This window comes from Stenotrophomonas sp. YJH_SMC_6, from assembly GCF_059371335.1.
This window is the reverse complement of record NZ_JCAFUM010000008.1, coordinates 192,606-210,931: the sequence shown is the minus strand read 5'-3', so window position 1 is coordinate 210,931 and position 18,326 is coordinate 192,606. Positions and strand designations below refer to the sequence as shown.

Below are 18,326 nucleotides of genomic sequence, written 5' to 3'. Positions count from 1 at the left end.
CGTTACCCCACGCCGTGCAGGTGTTCGTACAGGATGGTCGCGCCGATGATCACCAGGATCACGCCACCGATGATCTCCGCACGCTTGCCGACCATGCTGCCCAGCACGCGGCCGAGCATGATGCCGGCGGTGACCATGGTCAGTGTGCACAGGCCGATGACCGCGGCCATCACGCCGATATGCACGTCCATGAAGGCCAGGCCGATACCCACCGCCATCGCATCGATGCTGGTGGCGAAACCGGTCAGCGCCAGCTTCCAGAAGCCGTGGTGCTGCGAAGGGTCTTCGTCTTCCTCGGCACTGTCCGGGCGCAGGCCGTTGTAGATCATGTGGATGCCCAGCGCGCCGAGCAGGCCGAAGGCGATCCAGTGGTCGAAAGCTTCCACGTACTGCAGCGCGGCGCGACCGAGCAGCCAGCCGATGATGGGCGTGATCGCCTCGATGACGCCGAAGATGATGCCGGCACGCAAGGCATCGCGGAACACCGGCCTGCGCATGGCCGCACCCTTGCCGATCGCGGCGGCAAAGGCATCGGTGGACATGGCAAAGCCGATCAGGAGGATCGAAATGGGGGACATGGACAGCGGCTGAGGTCGGGCCAGGACGGACGCACGGCCTGCGCTCGCGCCCAACCTGACGTTGCGCGCGCGGGCCGCTGGTCTCGCCAACCATCATGGTTGTCCACGCCACGGCGCACTGGCCGAGTATGTTGACGTGGACGATTCCTGCGAAGGAATCCGGCTACTCCCCAAGGGGACGCGAAGCTTAGCATCGCGATTCGCGCGTGGCGCATTTCCAGCGAAACGCGCAGGCAGGGCTGGTTTGTATAGCGATGGCTATATCGCGAGCGCAGCGGTGCCGGGTAGTGCCGGCCGCTGGCCGGCATGCGCAACGGCGAGAGCGTGCCAAGCAAGCTCGGCACCTACCGAAGCGGTTTCGGGTGATTTCAGGAGCTGAAGGCGATTGCCGGCCAGCGGCCGGCACTACCTCAATCTTCTTCCGGCGGCAGCACGATGGCGTCGTCGTCGATCGCCAGCTTGCCGGCCATCAGCACGGCCTGGGTGCGGTTGGTCACGCCCAGCTTGCGCAGGATGGCGGTGACGTGGGCCTTGATCGTCGCTTCGGAGACATTGAGGTCGTAGGCGATCTGCTTGTTCAAGCGGCCTGCGCCCAGCATCTGCAGCACGCGGAACTGCTGCGGGGTGAGCTCGCGCAGTCGCTGGCCGACTTCGCGTTCCTCGCGCTCGGTGGGCGGCACGTTGTGCGCTTCCGGCGGCGCCCAGGTCTCGCCATCGAGGATGGTGCCCAGTGCGTGGCCGATAGTGTCCGAATCCGCAGACTTCGGAATGAAGCCCAGCGCGCCGTGGTCGAGCGCGCGTCGCATCACCGTCGCCTCTTCGCGCGCGGACACCACGACCACCGGCAGGTGCGGATGCAGCGATCGCATGTGCACCAGCGCGTTGAAACCCTGCGCACCGGGCATGTTGAGGTCCATCAGGACCAGGTCGGCGTCGTTGTGCTGGTCGGCCAGCGCGTACAGCGCTTCCACGCTGTCGGCCTCGAACAGCTGCACGCCGGGGATGACCCGCTGCACGGCGCCGCGCAGGGCTTCGCGGAACAGCGGGTGGTCATCGGCAATCAGGAGGGTGGTCATGGTCGGGGGGAACCGTGGGGGAAAGCAGATGGGGTCAGAGCCCTTTCCTTGCGGAAAGGGATCCGACCCCGGTCGTACATCAGCGCACCTTGCGCTCGTCCACCAGTGACGCCACCACCGACGGATCGGCCAGGGTCGAAGTGTCGCCGAGCTGGTCCGGCGCGTTCTCGGCGATCTTGCGCAGGATGCGGCGCATGATCTTGCCCGAGCGGGTCTTCGGCAGGCCCGGCGCCCACTGCAGGTGGTCCGGCGTGGCGATCGGGCCGATCTCCTTGCGCACCCAGGCGATCAGCTCCTTGTGCAGTTCATCGCTCGGTGCCTCTTCGGCCACCAGGGTGACGTAGGCGTAGATGCCCTGGCCCTTCACGTCGTGCGGGAAGCCGACCACGGCCGCTTCGGCCACCTTCGGGTGCGAGACCAGCGCGCTTTCCACCTCGGCGGTGCCGATGCGGTGGCCGGACACGTTGATCACATCGTCGACGCGGCCGGTGATCCAGTAATAGCCGTCCTCGTCGCGTCGGCAACCGTCGCCGGTGAAGTAGCTGCCCGGGTAGGTGCGGAAATAGGTATCGATGAAACGCTGGTGGTCGCCGTACACCGTGCGCATCTGGCCCGGCCAGGAATCACGGATGATCAGGTTGCCCTCGGTCGGGCCGTCCTGGATCTCGCCATCGGCATTGACCAGCGCCGGCTGCACGCCGAAGAAGGGCAGGGTGGCCGAACCCGGCTTGAGGTCCATCGCGCCGGCCAGCGGCGAGATCAGGATGCCGCCGGTCTCGGTCTGCCACCAGGTATCGACGATCGGGCAGCGGCTGTCGCCGACCACCTCGTAGTACCAGCGCCAGGCTTCCGGGTTGATCGGCTCGCCGACGCTGCCGAGCAGGCGCAGCGAGGCGCGCGAGGTCTTCTTCACCGGCTCCTCGCCTTCGCGCATCAGCGCACGGATGGCGGTCGGGGCGGTGTAGAAGATGGTCACCTTGTGCTTGTCGATGACGTTCCAGAAACGCGAGGTGTCCGGGTAGTTCGGCACGCCTTCGAACATCAGCGAGGTCGCGCCGTTGGCCAGCGGCCCGTACACGATGTAGCTGTGGCCGGTGACCCAGCCGACGTCGGCGGTGCACCAGTAGATGTCGTCCTCGCGCAGGTCGAACACCGCTTCATGGGTGTAGGCCGCGTACAGCAGGTAACCGCCGGTGGTGTGCAGCACGCCCTTCGGCTTGCCGGTGGAACCGGAGGTGTAGAGGATGAACAGCGGGTCTTCCGCGTTCATGCGTTCCGGTTCGCAGGTGGCCGGCTGGCTGTCCACCACATCGTGGAACCAGCGGTCGCGTGGGGCCTGCATGTCCACGGCACCGCCGGTGTGGCGCACCACCAGCACGGTTTCCACGGTATTGGTGCCCGGCAGCTTCAGCGCGGCATCGACGTTGGCCTTCAGCGGAATCCTGCGACCACCGCGCAGGCCCTCGTCGGCGGTGATGATCAGCTTGCTCTGGCAGTCGCTGACACGGTCGGCGATCGAGTTCGGCGCGAAGCCACCGAACACCACCGAGTGGATCGCACCGATGCGCGCGCAGGCCAGCATGGCCACCGCGGCGTCGACGATCATCGGCAGGTAGATGGTGACCCGGTCGCCCTTCTTGACGCCGAGGTTGCGCAGTGCATTGCCGAGGCGGCAGGTGCGCTCGTACAGCTCGCGGTAGGTCACGTGCTGGGCCGGTGCATCCGGGCCATCGGGCTCGAACAGCAGGGCGGTCTTGTCGCCGCGTGTTTCCAGCTGGCGATCCAGGCAGTTCACGCTGGCATTGAGCTCGCCATCTTCGAACCACTTGATGTGGAAGTCGGAAAGGTCGTAGCTGACGTTCTTGATCCTGGTCGGCTTGCGCATCCACTGCAGGCGCTCGGCGGCCTTGCCCCAGAAACCATCCGGGTCGGTCACCGAAGCCTGGTACTGCTGTTCGTACGACGTCTTGTCGATGCGTGCCTTGGCGGCGAATTGCGGATCGACGGGGTAGATATCAGCCATGGCACCCTCACTTGCACGTTGACTTTGTATGTGCGGTCGCAGCATCGCAGCGACCGATCCCCCTCAGTTTGCCCCATCCACCCCCGGCCGCGTCACCACTCTGGTTAGACCATGGTCGAAAGTGAGCGCCCAGCAGGGCCGGGTTCGACCAATGGCGAATAGCCGCTATACATAATCGCCCCGCAGTCTCGGCTCGACCGTGCCCCACGCGCGGCATCACCTTGCCACTTGGGAGAGAGGGCAACATGAGCCACCGTACGTTGAAAGCCGTGCGCAAACCTTTGGCGGCCTGCCTGTTGGTCGCCCTGGTCGCACCGGGCATGGCGTTCGCTGAGACCGCCAAAGAGAAAGCGCTGGAAGCACGCGTTGCCGAACTGGAACGCCAGGTCCAGCTGCTGCTGTCTTCGCAGCAACAACAACAGACCCAGATCAGCCAGACCCAGCAGGCGGTGACCGAAGTCCGTACGGTGCAGGCCGGGCAGAAGCCGGTCGCCTCGGTGCCGGCCGGCAAGCAGCCGATCCAGGTCACCACCATCACCCCGGGCGCGGCGCCGGGCACCACGGTCAAGATCGGCGGCTTCATCAAGGCCGACTTCATGGCCACCCAGACCAGCGATGGCCAGCTGGCCGACGACGCCACCGGCCGCTCGCTGTACCTGCCGGGCCAGACCCCGGTGGAAGGCGCCGGCGGCAGCGGCAAGCGTTCGGGCACCGACTTCAATGCCCACGCCAAGTTCTCGCGCTTCAACCTGGGCATCGACAACGTGAGCGAGTCGGGCAACAAGGCCGGTGCGTTCTTCGAGATGGACTTCTTCGGCAACTCGCTGGGCAACCAGACCGCCACCAATACCTACGGCGTGACCCTGCGTCATGCCTACATGTACTGGAACAACTGGATGGCCGGCCAGACCTGGTCCAACTTCATGGACGCGGCGTCGCTGCCGGAAGCGGTCGACTTCGTCGGCCCCACCGACGGCGTGATCTTCGTGCGCCAGGCCCAGGTGCGCTACACCCAGGGCGGCTTCAGCGTCGCACTGGAAAACCCGGAAACCACCACCCTCACCGGAACCCGCAACCCGGTCACCGGCGCCTGGACCAACACCAGCGCCAACTCCGACCGTGGCAGCCTGCCTGACCTGACCCTGCGCTATGGCTGGAAGGGTGACTGGGGCACCTTCGGTGTCGGCGGCATCGTCCGTCAGCTGAAGGTCGACAACCAGGCCACCGGCGCCAAGGCCGACAAGGTGGCTGGCGGCCTGACCCTGGGCGGCAAATGGGTGATGGGTGACAGCGATTCGCTGCACTACCAGCTGACCGGCGGCGAAGGCATCGCTCGCTACATCGGCCTGGGCATCACCGCCGATAGCGCCTACGACGTGGCCCGCGACGAGCTCAACCCGACCGGCGTGCTGGCCGGCTACGTGGGCTGGCGGCATGCGTTCTCGCCGAAGCTGCGCACCAACCTGATCTATGCGCGCAGCGACTACGACAACGACAGCATCCTGGGCCCGCTGGTGACCAAGAGCGTGCAGAGCATCCGCGGCAACATCTTCTATTCGCCGCTGCCCAAGGTCGATATCGGCGCCGAACTGATGTACGGCCGTCGCGAAGTGGAGAACGGCAACAAGGGTGACATCACCCGATTGCAGTTCACCACGAAGTACAGCTTCTAAGAGCGTGCCGGCCAGCGGCCGGCACCTACCGAGATGGGGTGCCGGCCAAGGTCGGCATCTACCGAGATGGGGTGCCGGCCAAGGTCGGCATCTACCGAGATGGGGTGCCGGCCAAGGTCGGCATCTACCGAATTGAGTGCCGACCAACGGTCGGCACCCACCAACAACGATTGCTTCGGAGGGGAAGCGTCCCATGTCCAGTACACCCAGCACCGCACATAAAGCGGGCACCCTGACCAAGGGCCACAAGAAGGTCATCTTCGCCTCGAGCCTCGGCACGGTCTTCGAGTGGTATGACTTCTTCCTGTACGGCTCGCTCGCGGCCATCATCGCCAAGCAGTTCTTCAGCGGCGTCAATGAAACCACGGGCATGATCTTCGCCCTGCTGGCGTTTGCCGCCGGCTTCTTCGTGCGTCCGTTCGGCGCGGCCTTCTTCGGCAGCCTCGGCGACCGCATCGGCCGCAAGTACACCTTCCTGGTCACCATCCTGATCATGGGCATCTCGACCTTCCTGGTCGGCGTGCTGCCCAACTACGCCTCGATCGGTTTCGCCGCACCGGTGATCCTGATCATCCTGCGCCTGGCCCAGGGCCTGGCGATGGGCGGCGAGTACGGCGGTGCCGCCACCTACGTGGCCGAGCACGCGCCGGACGACAAGCGCGGCCTGTACACCAGCTTCATCCAGTGCACCGCCACGCTCGGCCTGTTCATGTCGCTGCTGATCATCCTGGCCTGCCGTTACTTCCTGGGCAATGAAGCCTTCGAAGCCTGGGGCTGGCGCATTCCGTTCCTGGTCTCGATCCTGCTGCTGGGCGTGTCGGTGTGGATCCGCCTGCAGCTGAGCGAGTCGCCGCTGTTCCAGCAGATGAAGTCGGAAGGCAAGGGCTCCAAGACGCCGTTCCGTGACAGCCTGAAGGGCGGCAACCTGAAGCTGATGCTGCTGGTCCTGCTCGGTGCGGCGGCCGGCCAGGCCGTGGTCTGGTACGGCGGCCAGTTCTACGCGCTGTTCTTCCTCAGCAGCATGCTGAAGGTCGATGCCACCACCTCCTACCTGCTGATCGCGGCCGCGCTGGCGCTGGGCGTGCCGTTCTTCATCTTCTTCGGCTGGCTGTCCGACCGCATTGGCCGCAAGAAGATCATCCTGGCCGGCTGCCTGCTGGCGGCCATCACCTACATCCCGATCTTCAAGGGCCTGACCCACTTCGCCAACCCGGCCATCGAAGAAGCGCGTGCATCCTCGCCGGCGCTGGTCGTCGCCGATCCGAACACCTGTTCATTCCAGTTCGATCCGGTGGGCCTGCGCAAGTTCACCAGCTCCTGCGACGTGGCTACCGCCGCGCTGACCAAGGCTGGTGTGCCGTACGACGTACAGCCCGCTGCCGCCGGTTCGCTGGCGATGGTGAACGTGGGCAGCGCCAGCGTCACCTCGTATGAGGCCGCCGGCCTGACCAAGGAAGAAGGCAAGGCCAAGGCTGACGCGTTCGGTGCGGAACTGAAGACCGCCCTGACCACCGCCGGCTACCCGGCCAAGGCCGATGGCGCCCGCATCAACATCGCCGGCACCATCTTCATGCTGTGGCTGCTGGTGCTGTACGTGACCATGGTCTACGGCCCGATCGCCGCTTACCTGGTCGAACTGTTCCCGACCCGCATCCGCTACACCTCGATGTCGCTGCCGTACCACATCGGCAACGGCTGGTTCGGTGGCTTCCTGCCGGCGATCTCGTTCGCGCTGGTGGCCGGTACCGGCAACCTCTACTACGGCCTGTGGTACCCCATCATCATCGCGCTGATGTCGGTGGTGATCGGCGGCCTGTTCCTGCGTGAGACCAAGGACGTGGATATCACCAAGTAACCGGTGTGCCGACCAACGGTCGGCACCCACCGGGTTTCAGGGGCCGCGGTGCAGACCGCGGCCTTTCTGTTTGTGGGGCGTGCCCACTCGGCTCGCAATCCGGTAGTGCCGGCCGCTGGCCGGCAACGGCTTTATGTCCGCGGAGATTCATGAGGTTGCCGGCCAGCGGCCGGCACTACCATTGGGTTGCGCAGCACCCCGTATAGTCGGCCCATGACCACCACTACGCCGGAAGACCTTCCCGCCCTCCTGCACACCCTGCGCAGCGCCTGGCAGTCGCAGCGCCCTTCGCCCGACCAGCGCGAAGCTGACCTGCGCCGCCTGCGCGAGGCGTTGAAGCCACGCCTGGACGAAATGGCGCAGGCCATCGCCGAGGACTTTGGCCATCGCGCCCACGTGGAATCGAAGCTGGCCGATGGCATGAGCGTGCTGTCGGCCATCGATCACCTGCGCCGCCACCTGCGGCGCTGGTCGAAGCCGCAGCGGGTCGGTGCAGGCTGGAAGCTGTGGCCGGCGCGTGCGCAGCTGCGGCCGACGCCGCTGGGCGTGGTCGGGGTGATCTCGCCCTGGAACTACCCGGTTACGCTGGCGCTGGTGCCGCTGGCCACCGCGATTGCCGCCGGCAACCATGTGTTGCTGAAGCCCTCGGAACACACACCACGCACCAGTGCATTCCTGGCCGATCTGCTGGCCAGTGTGTTCCCGCCCGATCGCGTGGCGGTGGTGCAGGGCGGGGCGGATGTGGCGGCGGCGGTGTCCTCGCTGCCGCTGGACCATCTGCTGTTCACCGGCTCGACGGCCGTCGGTCGCAAGGTGATGGCGGCCGCCGCCGAGCATCTGGTGCCGGTCACGCTGGAGCTGGGCGGCAAGTCGCCGGCGATTGTCTGCCGCGATTTCCCGCTGGACAAAGCCGCCGCGCGGTTCGCCACCGGGAAATGGTTCAACGCCGGGCAGACCTGCATCGCGCCGGATTACGTGCTGATCGACACCGTGCGCCAGCGCGAGTTCGTACAGGCGCTGCAGCAGCAGGTGCGCGAGCGCTATGGCGACTTCAGCGATGCCGACGACTACACCCGCATCATCAATGAAGGCCAGTACCGGCGCCTGCAGGGCTATCTGGCACAGGCGCGCGAACGCGGCGTGCCGGTGATTCCGCTGGCGCAGGTGGATGAGGCGCGCGCCGACCGCGAGCGCCTGCTGGTGCCGACCGTGGTGCTGGACCCGCCGGACGACCTGGACCTGATGCGCGAGGAGATCTTCGGGCCGATCCTGCCGGTGCGGGCCTATCCGGATCTGGATGCCGCGCTGGCCGACGTGCTGTCCCGCGACCGGCCGTTGGCGCTGTATCCCTTCAGCCATGACCGGGCCACGGTGGAGCGCATCCTCGGCCAGGTGGTGGCCGGTGGGGTGACGGTGAATGACACGCTGCTGCACTTCGCCGCCGATGGCCTGCCGTTTGGCGGGGTCGGGGCCAGCGGCATGGGCGCGTACCACGGCCGCGCCGGGTTCGATGCGATGAGCAAGCGGCTGCCGGTGCTGTGGCAGTCGCGCTGGGCGGCCAGCGACCGGCTGCGGCCGCCGTATTCGAAGATTGCGGGGTTGTTGAAGCTGCTGCTTCGGTAGTGCCGGCCGCTGGCCGGCAACCGCATGGACCGTCGGCAAGACCCTGCAGTTGCCGGCCAGCGCCCGGCACTACCGGTGGGTGCCCACCTGGGGTGGCACGCGTGCCAAGCGCACCCGGGTAGAATGCCTGCATGAAGATCGCCTCGTGGAACGTCAATTCGCTCAATGTCCGCCTGCCGCACCTGGAGCAGTGGCTCAGGGAGTTCGGCCCGGACATCGTCGGTATCCAGGAAACCAAGCTGGAGGACCACAAGTTCCCCGATTCTGCGCTGATCGCCGCCGGCTACCGCAGCGTGTTCGCCGGCCAGAAGACCTACAACGGCGTGGCGCTGCTGTCGCGTGAGCCGGCGCAGGACGTGCAGATCGGCATTCCCGGCTTCGAGGACGAACAGAAGCGCGTCATTGCCGGTACCTTCGGCGACCTGCGGGTGATCAACCTGTACGTGGTCAATGGCCAGGACATCGGCACCGACAAGTACGACTACAAGCTGCGCTGGCTGGAAGCGGTGCATGCCTGGATCGCCGAAGAACTGCAGCGGCATCCGAAGCTGATCGTGATGGGTGACTTCAACATCGCCCCGGACGCGCGCGATGTGCACGACCCGGAGGTGTGGAACGACAACCACATCCTGACCTCCACCGCCGAGCGCGGCGCGCTCAACAAGCTGCTGCAGCTGGGCCTGCACGATGGCTTCCGCCTGCACAACGACGAGGCGGGCACCTTCAGCTGGTGGGATTACCGTGCCGCCGGCTTCCGCCGCAACCTGGGCCTGCGCATCGACCTGACCCTGGTCTCCGATGCGCTGAAGGGCAGCGCGGTGGCCTCGGGCATCGACCGCGAGCCGCGCACCTGGGAACGCCCGAGCGACCATGCGCCGGCCTGGGTGCAGATCGGTTGAACGAACAGGGCCCGACGATTGCCGGGCCCGTTCTGGATCATCTGCCGGCCAGTGGCCGGCACTACCCTCAGATCACCGTATGCTCTTGCGGGTGAACAGGTTGACGATCGCCAGCAGGATCACCGCGCCGATCAGCGAGAACAGGAAGGTGCGGATGGTGATCGCTTCGTTGATGCCGCCGCCGAACAGCCAGCCGGAAATCAGCGCGCCGACGATGCCGACCACGATGTTGAGGATGATGCCCTGCTGGGCATCGCGCTTCATGATGATGCTGGCCAGCCAGCCTACGATGCCGCCGACGATCAGCCAGATGATGATGCCCATGATCGAACCTCCGGTGGGAAACTGTGACCAGTTGACGCGCACGGCCGTGAACCCGTCGTGCAATTGCGTGATGGGCGCGTGCGGATGAGCCTGCCAGCCACCCTCGACGGCCCGTGGCGCTTCGGTCCGGTAACGGTCTGGCGGCGTCCGCACGTGCCGGGCCAGCGCGGTGAACCGCAGGCGCGGCAGGTACTGGCGCAGGCGCTGGGCACCGATCCGCAGACGCTGCCACTGGTCCGTGACGACAAGGGCCGGCCGGAGCTGAGCGGCCCGTTGGCCCACTACGGGACCGGCTGGAGCCACAGCGGTGAGGTGCTGCTGGTGGCGCTGGGCGAAGGCGTGCGGCTGGGCGTGGACCTGGAACTGCTGCGGCCGCGGCCGCGTCTTCTGGAGATCGTGCGGCGCTTCTTCCACCCGCAGGAGGTGGCCTGGCTGGAACGCCTGGACGAGGCCGACCGCGAGCACTGGTTCTTCCGCGTGTGGTGCGTCAAGGAAGCCATCCTGAAGGCGCACGGCCAGGGCATCTCGTTCGGCCTGCACCGCCTGCAGCTGGCGCCGGGGGCCGATGGCGCCCTGCACCTGCGCTGGTGCGACCCGGAACTGGGCGAGGCCGCGCGCTGGCACCTGCACGAATGGCAGGCCACCGGCCAGTTCCGTGCGGCGTTGGCCTGGTATCCGCACTGAAGCGGGGAATCAGCGCGCAAAACCGGCGATAATGGCGGCATGAGCGAACACCCACTTCCCGCCAGCGTGGCTGCCACGCTGGAACAGGGCCTGGCCAGCATGGGCCTGGACGCCGCGCTGGCGCCGCCGCTGCTGCGCTACCTGGCCCTGCTGCACCGCTGGAACGGCACCTACAACCTCACCGCCATCCGCGACCCGCAGGAGATGGTTACCCGCCACCTGCTCGATTCGCTGGCGATGCAGCCGTTCGTGGCTGATGGCAGCCTGGCCGACCTCGGTACCGGCCCCGGGTTGCCCGGCATCCCGCTGGCGATCGCCTGCCCGGGCCTGCAGGTCACCCTGGTGGAGAGCAACGGCAAGAAGGCGCGCTTCATGCGCGAGGCCGTGCGCCAGCTCGGCCTGGGCAACGCCCGCGTGGCCGAATCGCGGGCCGAAGCGCTGGACGAGGCCGGTCGTTACGACCAGCTGACCGCGCGCGCAATGGATACCCTGGCTGGCATCGTCCGCGTCGGCGGCCATCTGCTGCGCCCCGGTGGCGTGCTGCTGGCCATGAAGGGCGTCTACCCGCATGAGGAGATCGCGGAACTGCCGGCTGGCTGGCAGGTGCGTGAGGTGACCCCGCTGAGCGTGCCCGGCCTGGCCGGCGAACGCCACCTGGTCACCGTTACAGGTCCCTGATTCCCGCCGCCAGCCCTTTGTGGAACAACGGGTTGGCGATCCACGATTTCCGCAAGGGGCCGGTTGTACGCATAATGACCGGTCCCAACCATCCGTCGACGAGGCACACCCGCATGGCCCGCATCATCGCCATCGCCAACCAGAAGGGTGGCGTCGGCAAGACCACGACCGCCGTCAACCTGGCCGCTTCTCTGGCCAACGCACCCAAGCGCGTGCTGTTGGTCGACCTGGACTCGCAGGGCAACGCGACCATGGGCAGCGGCGTGGACAAGCGTGAGCTGGCGGCCTCCACCTGCGATCTGCTGCTGGGCGAGAACAGCGCCGCCGATGTGCGCGTGCAGACCGCCGAAGGCTACGACCTGCTGCCGGGCAACATCGACCTGACCGCCGCCGAGATCCAGCTGATGGGCCAGAGCGAGCGCGAGCAGCGCCTGAAGCGCGCACTGGCGCCGATCCGCGACGAGTACGACTACATCCTGATCGATTGCCCGCCGGCGTTGTCGCTGCTGACGCTCAACGCGCTGGCCGCCGCCGATTCGGTGATCGTGCCGATGCAGTGCGAGTACTACGCACTGGAAGGCCTGAGCGCGCTGGTGGAAACCATCGAAGCGCTGCGCACCAGCCTGAACCCGGCGCTGGAGATCGAAGGCGTGCTGCGCACCATGTTCGACGTGCGCAACAACCTGGCCAACGCAGTGTCGGCCGAGCTCACCGAGCACTTCGGCGACCGCGTGTTCCGCACCATCGTGCCGCGCAACGTGCGCCTGGCCGAGGCGCCCAGCCATGGCCAGAGCATCGTCGGCTACGACCGCGCCTCGCGCGGTGGCGTGGCCTACCTGGGCCTGGCCGGCGAGATCATCCGCCGCAACAACGAACGCAACAAGGCCGCCAAGGCCGTGGAGACCGTCTGATGACCAGCAGCAAGCCGGCAGCCAAGAAGCGAGGCCTCGGCCGTGGCCTGGACGCGCTGCTGGGCCCGAAAGGCGCGGTCAGCCAGGTGCAGGCCACCACCGCGGTGATTGAGCCGCTGCCGGGTGAAGTGCTGCGCAAGTTGCCGGTCGGCCAGCTGCAGCCGGGCAAGTACCAGCCGCGCCGCGAGATGGACGAGGGCAAGCTCTCCGAGCTGGCCGACTCGATCAAGTCGCAGGGCGTGATCCAACCGATCCTGGTGCGCCAGCTGCCGGCAGGCAACTACGAAATCGTCGCCGGTGAGCGCCGCTGGCGCGCATCGCAGCTGGCCGGCCTGGACGAAGTGCCGGTGGTGGTGCGCGAGCTGGAAGACCGCACCGTCATCGCGATGGCGCTGATCGAGAACATCCAGCGCGAAGACCTCAACCCGCTGGAAGAAGCCGAGGCGCTGCAGCGCCTGATCAGCGAGTTCACCCTGACCCATGCCGAGGCCGCCGAGGCCGTCGGCCGCTCGCGCGCGGCGGTGTCCAACCTGCTGCGCCTGCTGGAGCTGCCGGTGGCGATCCGCTTGCTGCTGGAAACCCGCCGCCTGGAAATGGGCCACGCCCGCGCGCTGCTGACCCTGGCTCCCGAGCTGGCTGGCAAGCTGGCGCAGGAAGCGGCCGATGAAGGCTGGTCGGTGCGCGAGGTCGAGCGCCGTGCGCAGGCCTTCGCGGCCGGCAAGGTGCCGAGCAACCGCCCGGTGGCGACGCCGAAGGTGCAGCAGGCCGACATCGCCTCGCTGGAAACCGAACTGTCCGAAGCACTGGGTGCCAAGGTGGCGATCAACCACGGCCGGGGCGGCAAGGGCAAGCTGATCATCCACTACACCGATCTGGATACCCTGGACGGCGTGCTGGAAAAGCTGCGTACGCGCCAGGGCTGAGCCCGGCGCCGCGTCAGGGGGTGCGGCCTGTTCCCGCCGCGTCCTGCAGATGACAGGGAACGCACCGCCGCGCGTGCCGGGGATGCACTGCTCTCCGGTCCGTGGCCTCATCCAGGGAACAGGACATGAGCAACGAATACGAGGACGTCAGCCCGGACGGCACCCAGATACTGGTACATCGCCGCGAAAAGGACTTCGTGCCCGCCATCGGCGAAGAACAGCACATCGAGGCGATCAGCGCCCATCTCGAACGCCATCTGGGCCCGGTGTCCGGTGTCTTCCACGAGATCATCTCCGATCTGGTGCACATCGACGTGCACGTGGTGCCGGCCAATGACCACTGCCCATACCTGCGCCTGGTCACCTCCGGCATGAGCGACCTGCCGATGACCGTGCCCGCCGAGGTGGACGCGGACGTGCCGCGCTACATGGAACTGATGGTGACCCTGCCGGCCGACTGGCCGATCTCCCAGGACGCCTTCGAGGACGAGCGCAATTACTGGCCGGTGCGCCTGCTGAAGGGCATGGCACGGTTGCCGCACGAGTACGACACCTGGCTGGGCTTCGGCCACACCATTCCCAACGGCCATCCCAGCGAGCCCTACGCGCCGGGCGTGGGTTTCGACGGTGCCATCGTGCTGTCGCCGGTGACCGCCCCGGAGGACTTCGCCACGCTGGCGCTGGAGGACGGCAGGACCATCAGCTTCATGAGCCTGGTTCCGCTGTACCCGGAAGAGATGGACCTGAAGCTGAGGAAGGGCGCCGAGGCGCTGCTCGACCGCTTCGATGCGAAGAACATCCAGGACGTGATCGAACCCGGCCGCACCAACGTGGCGAAGAAGCGTTTCGGATTGTTCTGAGACCGGTAACATCAGGGGCCTGAATTTCGTTTCCAGGCCCCTGTCATGACCATCCTGCTCACCGGCGCTGCCGGCTTCATCGGTGCCTACACCGCCCGCGCGCTGCTGGAGGCCGGCCAGCCCGTGGTTGGCCTGGACAACTTCAACGACTACTACGACCCGCAGATCAAGCGCGACCGCGTGGCCGCGCTGTGCCCGGCGCTGGACCTGCGCACCCTGGACCTGACCGACCAGCAGGGTCTGGCGGCACTGTTCGACGAGGTGAAGCCGACTGCGGTGATCCACCTGGCCGCGCAGGCCGGCGTGCGCTATTCGCTGGAAAACCCGCACGCCTACGTCGACAGCAACCTGGTCGGCTTCGTCAACATGCTCGAACTGTGCCGCCACCGTGGCGTGCAGCACCTGGTGTATGCCTCCAGCAGCTCGGTCTACGGCGATTCGGCCACGCCGCCGTTCTCCGAGGACCAGCGCGTGGACCAGCCGCGCTCGCTGTACGCGGCGACCAAGGCGGCCAACGAGCTGATGGCCTACACCTACGCGCAGCTTTACGGCCTGCATGCCACCGGCCTGCGCTTCTTCACCGTGTATGGCCCGTGGGGCCGGCCGGACATGGCACCGCTGCTGTTCTCGCGTGCGGTGCTGGCCGGGCGGCCGATCGACGTGTTCAACGAGGGCCGCATGCAGCGTGATTTCACACATGTCTCCGACATCGTGTCGGGTATCCTCGGCGCGCTCGCGCATCCGGCCGATGGTCCGGTACCGCACCGGGTGTTCAACCTCGGCAACCATACGCCGGTCGAGCTGGAGCGCTTCATCAGCGTGATCGAGCAGGCCGCCGGTCGCCCCGCGCAGAAGGTCTACAAGCCGATGCAGCCGGGCGACATGGTGCGCACGATGGCCGATACCCGGCGCGCCCATGACGCATTCGGCTTCGACGCGGTGACCCCGATCGAAGAAGGGTTGCCCCCCGTCGTGCAGTGGTGCCGCGAGTATTTTGGCGACCGCGCCTGAGGACGGATCCTCACACAGCCGGATTCATCTTCGGATAACCTCGGCTTCGGAGAATGCGCGGTCTTTGTCCCCCTTTGGCCGAGTGCCTTATGAGCCAACCCGAGCTTTCCGTTGTCGTCCCGGTGTTCAACGAACGCGACAACGTCGCCCCGCTGGTTGCCGAAATCACCGCTGCACTGCGTGGCCGGCTGCCGTTCGAGATCGTCTACATCGATGATCACTCGCGCGATGACACCCTGGCGGTGCTGCAGGGCCTGAAGGCGACCACACCGGAACTGCGGGTGCTGCACCATGTGAACCAGAGCGGGCAGAGCACCGCCGTGCGCACCGGTGTCAAGCACGCACGTGCGCCGTGGATCGCGACCCTGGATGGCGATGGCCAGAACGATCCGGCCGACATTCCCAAGCTGCTGGCCGCGCGCGATGGCGCCGAGGCGCAGGTGAAGCTGTTCGCCGGCTGGCGGGTCAACCGCCAGGACAGCGGCAGCAAGCGCTGGGCCAGCAAGTGGGCCAACGCCATCCGCGCGCGCATGCTGCGCGACGATACGCCCGATACCGGCTGCGGCATCAAGCTGTTCGAGCGCAGCGCGTTCCTCGACCTGCCGTACTTCGACCACATGCACCGCTACCTGCCCGCGCTGATGCAGCGTGCCGGCTGGAAGACCACCAGCGTGCCGGTCAACCACCGCCACCGTACCGCCGGCGTGTCCAAGTACAACAACCTGGGCCGTGCACTGGTCGGCATCCGTGACCTGCGCGGCGTGGCGTGGCTGATCACCCGCAGCAAGCGCACCGCGGTGGAGGAGCGTTGATGGATCTGGAGCTGCACTGGCTCGACCAGCCGCTGACCTGGTTGTACTGGACCGGCCTGCATGTGACCGGCTGGAAGCTGATCGGCTATACCGGCGCGCTGATGTTCGGCGGCCGCTGGCTGGTCCAGTTCATCGCGTCCAAGCGTGCGGGCAAGCCGGTGATTCCGCGCCTGTTCTGGTACATGAGCGTGGTCGGCAGCCTGATGACGCTGAGCTACTTCCTGTTCTCGGCCAAGCAGGACTCGGTGGGCGTGCTGCAGAACCTGTTCCCGGCGTTCACCGCGCTGTACAGCCTGCAGCTGGACATCAAGCACCGGGGCTGGAAGCGGGACAAGGCCAGCCATTGAGACTGCGCCGGGATGCGGTCTGCCGTGGGTAGAGTCGACTGTCAGTCGACTTTCGCGCGGAGCGCGGGGTTTGCTGCATATGGCGGAAGAGCAGCCGACTGACAGTCGGCTCTACCACGCGCCTTCGGCGCTGGGCCCACGGCCTGCGGCCGGTTCCCGGTCCTGCCTGCTGCGCAGGCAGGACCTTCGTCCCATGCCACGGGCCGTGGGCGGTGCCATCATCGGGGTCTGCCTTCCCGGGAACCTGTGCTCGTGAAAACCCGTCTTGCCGTTGCCCTGCTGATTGCCCTGTCCGCGCCCGCCGTGGCCCTTGCCGTGCCGCCTGCCACCGCCGCACCGGCCAGCGTGGCCACCGAATCGCCCGCCGATGCCGCCTTCCGCGCGCTGTACGAGAAGGAATGGAAGTGGCGCCAGCAGGGCGGCGGCGAGGCCAGCGAAGACGAAGACGCGCCGGCCAATGCCACCCGCATGCCCGATGTCGGCCCGGCCGCGCAGCAGGCGCGCCTGAAGGTGTGGGACGAGACCCTCGCCGCGCTGAAGAAGATCGACCCGAAGACCCTGTCGCCCGACAACCAGGTCAACTACGCGATCTACCACGACCAGGTGTTCAACCTGGCCGAAGAGACGCGCCTGCGCGGCTACGAGATGCCGTTCAACGCCGACTCCTCGTTCTGGTCCAACCTGTCCTTCATGGCCCGGCGCGAGATGAAGACCGTGCAGGACTACCAGAACTACATCGCACGGCTGAACGATGTGCCGCGTTACTTCGGCCAGCAGACCGAGAACATGCGTGCCGGCCTGAAGCGTGGCTTCAGCGTGCCGCGTGCCGTGCTCGATGGCCGCGAAGTGTCCATCGCCACCGTCGCCGAGCTGAAGGACCCGACCGGATCGCCGTTGTACGCGCCGTTCAAGAAGCTGCCCACCACCATCCCGGCCGCCGAGCAGGCCAGGCTGCAGGCGCAGGCGCGTGAAGCGATCAGCGGCAAGGTGGTGCCGGCGTTCCAGCAGCTGCGCACCTTCTTCGTCAACGAGTACGTGCCGCAGGCGCGCACCACCCTGGCCGCCGAAGCGATGCCCGATGGCAAGGCGTACTACAAGCAGCAGATCCACGAATACACCACGCTGGACCTGTCGCCGGACGAGATCCATCGCATCGGCCTGGATGAAGTCGCACGCATCCAGAAGGAAATGAACGACATCATCAAGCAGGTGAAGTTCAAGGGCAGCTTCGCCGAGTTCCTGACCTTCCTGCGTACCGATCCGCAGTTCTATGCCAGGACGCCGGAAGAGCTGCTGTCGCGTGCCGCGTGGATTTCCAAGCGGGCGGACGGCCAGCTGGGCAAGTACATGACGTTGCCGCGCGCGCGCTTCACCATCGTGCCGGTGCCGCCGGATATCGCGCCGTTCTGGACCGCCGGCCGTGGTGGCATGGGCACCTACTGGCTCAATACCTACAACCTGCCGTCGCGCCCGCTGTACAACCTGCCGGCACTGACGCTGCATGAGTCCGATCCGGGCCACGCGCTGCAGGGCGCGATCGCCGCCGAACAGAAGAACCTGCCCGAGTTCCGCCGCAACGCCTACATCTCCGCCTATGGCGAAGGCTGGGCGCTGTACTGCGAGAAGCTGGGCGTGGAAATGGGCATCTACGAAACCCCGTACGAGGATTTCGGCCGCCTGACCTATGAGATGTGGCGCGCCGCGCGCCTGGTGATCGACACCGGCGTGCACAGCAAGGGCTGGACCCGCGAGCAGGCGCTGGCCTACCTGCGTGACCACACCGCGCTGAGCGAGCATGAAGTGACCACCGAAGTGGACCGCTACATCTCCTGGCCGGGCCAGGCACTGAGCTACAAGCTGGGCGAGATCGCCATCGTGCGCCTGCGCGCGCAGGCCGAGAAGGAACTGGGCGACAAGTTCGACATCAAGGGCTTCCACGACACCCTGCTCAAGCAGGGCTCGGTGCCGCTGCCGGTGCTGGAACAGCAGATCCAGGCCTACATCGCCGAGCGCAAGAAGGCCTGACCGCTACCGGGTAGTGCCGGCCGC

General features: G+C 66.9%; 17 protein-coding genes and 1 riboswitch. Of the genes, 13 read left to right on the top strand and 4 right to left on the bottom strand.

What is annotated here, in order from left to right:
• Positions 1-2: 2 nt before the first annotated feature.
• From AC5P9N_RS11370 to acs, 3 genes are all read right to left on the bottom strand, one after another.
• A complete protein-coding gene (locus tag AC5P9N_RS11370) occupies positions 3-578 on the bottom strand; it encodes a manganese efflux pump MntP (protein ID WP_049397048.1) in 576 nt (191 codons plus the stop codon).
• An 88-nt stretch (positions 579-666) separates the two neighbouring features.
• Positions 667-756, bottom strand: a riboswitch (yybP-ykoY riboswitch).
• A gap of 232 nt (positions 757-988) precedes the next feature.
• Positions 989-1,654 (bottom strand): response regulator transcription factor, encoded by a 666-nt coding sequence (locus AC5P9N_RS11365; protein WP_005411662.1) that lies wholly within the window; start codon positions 1,652-1,654, stop codon positions 989-991.
• 79 nt (positions 1,655-1,733) lie between these two features.
• On the bottom strand, positions 1,734-3,677 hold the full coding sequence (acs, locus tag AC5P9N_RS11360) for an acetate--CoA ligase (RefSeq protein ID WP_005411661.1): 1,944 nt from the start codon (positions 3,675-3,677) through the stop codon (positions 1,734-1,736).
• A gap of 245 nt (positions 3,678-3,922) precedes the next feature.
• Here acs and AC5P9N_RS11355 point away from each other — a divergent pair, with 245 nt between their 5' ends.
• The 4 genes from AC5P9N_RS11355 to xth all read left to right on the top strand — a co-directional run bounded on the left by AC5P9N_RS11355 (position 3,923) and on the right by xth (position 9,727).
• The gene (locus AC5P9N_RS11355; RefSeq protein WP_099485161.1) at positions 3,923-5,350 is read left to right on the top strand and encodes a DcaP family trimeric outer membrane transporter; all 1,428 of its coding nucleotides are present in this window, start codon (positions 3,923-3,925) and stop codon (positions 5,348-5,350) included.
• A gap of 193 nt (positions 5,351-5,543) precedes the next feature.
• The gene (locus AC5P9N_RS11350; RefSeq protein WP_005411659.1) at positions 5,544-7,205 is read left to right on the top strand and encodes an MFS transporter; all 1,662 of its coding nucleotides are present in this window, start codon (positions 5,544-5,546) and stop codon (positions 7,203-7,205) included.
• Positions 7,206-7,418: 213 nt separating this feature from the next.
• On the top strand, positions 7,419-8,828 hold the full coding sequence (locus tag AC5P9N_RS11345) for a coniferyl aldehyde dehydrogenase (protein ID WP_099485160.1): 1,410 nt from the start codon (positions 7,419-7,421) through the stop codon (positions 8,826-8,828).
• 131 nt (positions 8,829-8,959) lie between these two features.
• Positions 8,960-9,727, top strand: a complete 768-nt coding sequence (gene xth, locus AC5P9N_RS11340; protein WP_033835352.1) for an exodeoxyribonuclease III — start codon at positions 8,960-8,962, stop codon at positions 9,725-9,727.
• Between the two features lie 72 nt (positions 9,728-9,799).
• Here the strand turns inward: xth and AC5P9N_RS11335 are convergent, their stop codons facing one another.
• The gene (locus tag AC5P9N_RS11335; RefSeq protein WP_005411656.1) at positions 9,800-10,051 is read right to left on the bottom strand and encodes a GlsB/YeaQ/YmgE family stress response membrane protein; all 252 of its coding nucleotides are present in this window, start codon (positions 10,049-10,051) and stop codon (positions 9,800-9,802) included.
• 84 nt (positions 10,052-10,135) lie between these two features.
• On the opposite strand from AC5P9N_RS11335, the gene AC5P9N_RS11330 reads away from it, so the two are divergent.
• From AC5P9N_RS11330 to AC5P9N_RS11290, 9 genes are all read left to right on the top strand, one after another.
• Complete coding sequence (locus AC5P9N_RS11330; protein WP_033835351.1) at positions 10,136-10,735, top strand: 4'-phosphopantetheinyl transferase family protein; 600 nt, start codon at positions 10,136-10,138, stop codon at positions 10,733-10,735.
• 39 nt (positions 10,736-10,774) lie between these two features.
• Positions 10,775-11,413, top strand: a complete 639-nt coding sequence (gene rsmG, locus AC5P9N_RS11325) for a 16S rRNA (guanine(527)-N(7))-methyltransferase RsmG (RefSeq protein ID WP_012481632.1) — start codon at positions 10,775-10,777, stop codon at positions 11,411-11,413.
• 113 nt (positions 11,414-11,526) lie between these two features.
• Positions 11,527-12,324, top strand: coding sequence for a ParA family protein (locus AC5P9N_RS11320; RefSeq protein ID WP_005411653.1), 798 nt, complete (start codon positions 11,527-11,529; stop codon positions 12,322-12,324).
• Complete coding sequence (locus AC5P9N_RS11315; protein ID WP_005411652.1) at positions 12,324-13,247, top strand: ParB/RepB/Spo0J family partition protein; 924 nt, start codon at positions 12,324-12,326, stop codon at positions 13,245-13,247. Before AC5P9N_RS11320 ends, AC5P9N_RS11315 begins: the two co-directional genes overlap by 1 nt.
• 125 nt (positions 13,248-13,372) lie before the next feature.
• Entirely contained in the window at positions 13,373-14,107 is a 735-nt protein-coding gene (locus AC5P9N_RS11310) for a suppressor of fused domain protein (RefSeq protein ID WP_099473895.1), read from the top strand.
• Positions 14,108-14,152: 45 nt separating this feature from the next.
• Positions 14,153-15,118: an NAD-dependent epimerase/dehydratase family protein gene (locus tag AC5P9N_RS11305; RefSeq protein ID WP_005411650.1), complete on the top strand. Its 966-nt coding sequence runs from the start codon at positions 14,153-14,155 to the stop codon at positions 15,116-15,118.
• Positions 15,119-15,207: 89 nt separating this feature from the next.
• Entirely contained in the window at positions 15,208-15,930 is a 723-nt protein-coding gene (locus AC5P9N_RS11300) for a glycosyltransferase family 2 protein (RefSeq protein WP_005414909.1), read from the top strand.
• Positions 15,930-16,277, top strand: a complete 348-nt coding sequence (locus AC5P9N_RS11295) for a lipid-A-disaccharide synthase N-terminal domain-containing protein (protein ID WP_005414908.1) — start codon at positions 15,930-15,932, stop codon at positions 16,275-16,277. The genes AC5P9N_RS11300 and AC5P9N_RS11295 overlap by 1 nt, the downstream gene beginning before the upstream one ends.
• A gap of 252 nt (positions 16,278-16,529) precedes the next feature.
• Positions 16,530-18,302: a DUF885 domain-containing protein gene (locus AC5P9N_RS11290; RefSeq protein WP_099485159.1), complete on the top strand. Its 1,773-nt coding sequence runs from the start codon at positions 16,530-16,532 to the stop codon at positions 18,300-18,302.
• The last annotated feature ends 24 nt before the right edge of the window (positions 18,303-18,326 follow it).

Bases quoted from the DNA above. Each gene is read 5' to 3' on its own strand.
- AC5P9N_RS11370 (WP_049397048.1), bottom strand. From the start codon at position 578: ATGTCCCCCATTTCGATCCTCCTGATCGGCTTTGCCATGTCCACCGAT.
- AC5P9N_RS11365 (WP_005411662.1), bottom strand. From the start codon at position 1,654: ATGACCACCCTCCTGATTGCCGATGACCACCCGCTGTTCCGCGAAGCC.
- acs (WP_005411661.1), bottom strand. From the start codon at position 3,677: ATGGCTGATATCTACCCCGTCGATCCGCAATTCGCCGCCAAGGCACGC.
- AC5P9N_RS11355 (WP_099485161.1), top strand. From the start codon at position 3,923: ATGAGCCACCGTACGTTGAAAGCCGTGCGCAAACCTTTGGCGGCCTGC.
- AC5P9N_RS11350 (WP_005411659.1), top strand. From the start codon at position 5,544: ATGTCCAGTACACCCAGCACCGCACATAAAGCGGGCACCCTGACCAAG.
- AC5P9N_RS11345 (WP_099485160.1), top strand. From the start codon at position 7,419: ATGACCACCACTACGCCGGAAGACCTTCCCGCCCTCCTGCACACCCTG.
- xth (WP_033835352.1), top strand. From the start codon at position 8,960: ATGAAGATCGCCTCGTGGAACGTCAATTCGCTCAATGTCCGCCTGCCG.
- AC5P9N_RS11335 (WP_005411656.1), bottom strand. From the start codon at position 10,051: ATGGGCATCATCATCTGGCTGATCGTCGGCGGCATCGTAGGCTGGCTG.
- AC5P9N_RS11330 (WP_033835351.1), top strand. From the start codon at position 10,136: ATGAGCCTGCCAGCCACCCTCGACGGCCCGTGGCGCTTCGGTCCGGTA.
- rsmG (WP_012481632.1), top strand. From the start codon at position 10,775: ATGAGCGAACACCCACTTCCCGCCAGCGTGGCTGCCACGCTGGAACAG.
- AC5P9N_RS11320 (WP_005411653.1), top strand. From the start codon at position 11,527: ATGGCCCGCATCATCGCCATCGCCAACCAGAAGGGTGGCGTCGGCAAG.
- AC5P9N_RS11315 (WP_005411652.1), top strand. From the start codon at position 12,324: ATGACCAGCAGCAAGCCGGCAGCCAAGAAGCGAGGCCTCGGCCGTGGC.
- AC5P9N_RS11310 (WP_099473895.1), top strand. From the start codon at position 13,373: ATGAGCAACGAATACGAGGACGTCAGCCCGGACGGCACCCAGATACTG.
- AC5P9N_RS11305 (WP_005411650.1), top strand. From the start codon at position 14,153: ATGACCATCCTGCTCACCGGCGCTGCCGGCTTCATCGGTGCCTACACC.
- AC5P9N_RS11300 (WP_005414909.1), top strand. From the start codon at position 15,208: ATGAGCCAACCCGAGCTTTCCGTTGTCGTCCCGGTGTTCAACGAACGC.
- AC5P9N_RS11295 (WP_005414908.1), top strand. From the start codon at position 15,930: ATGGATCTGGAGCTGCACTGGCTCGACCAGCCGCTGACCTGGTTGTAC.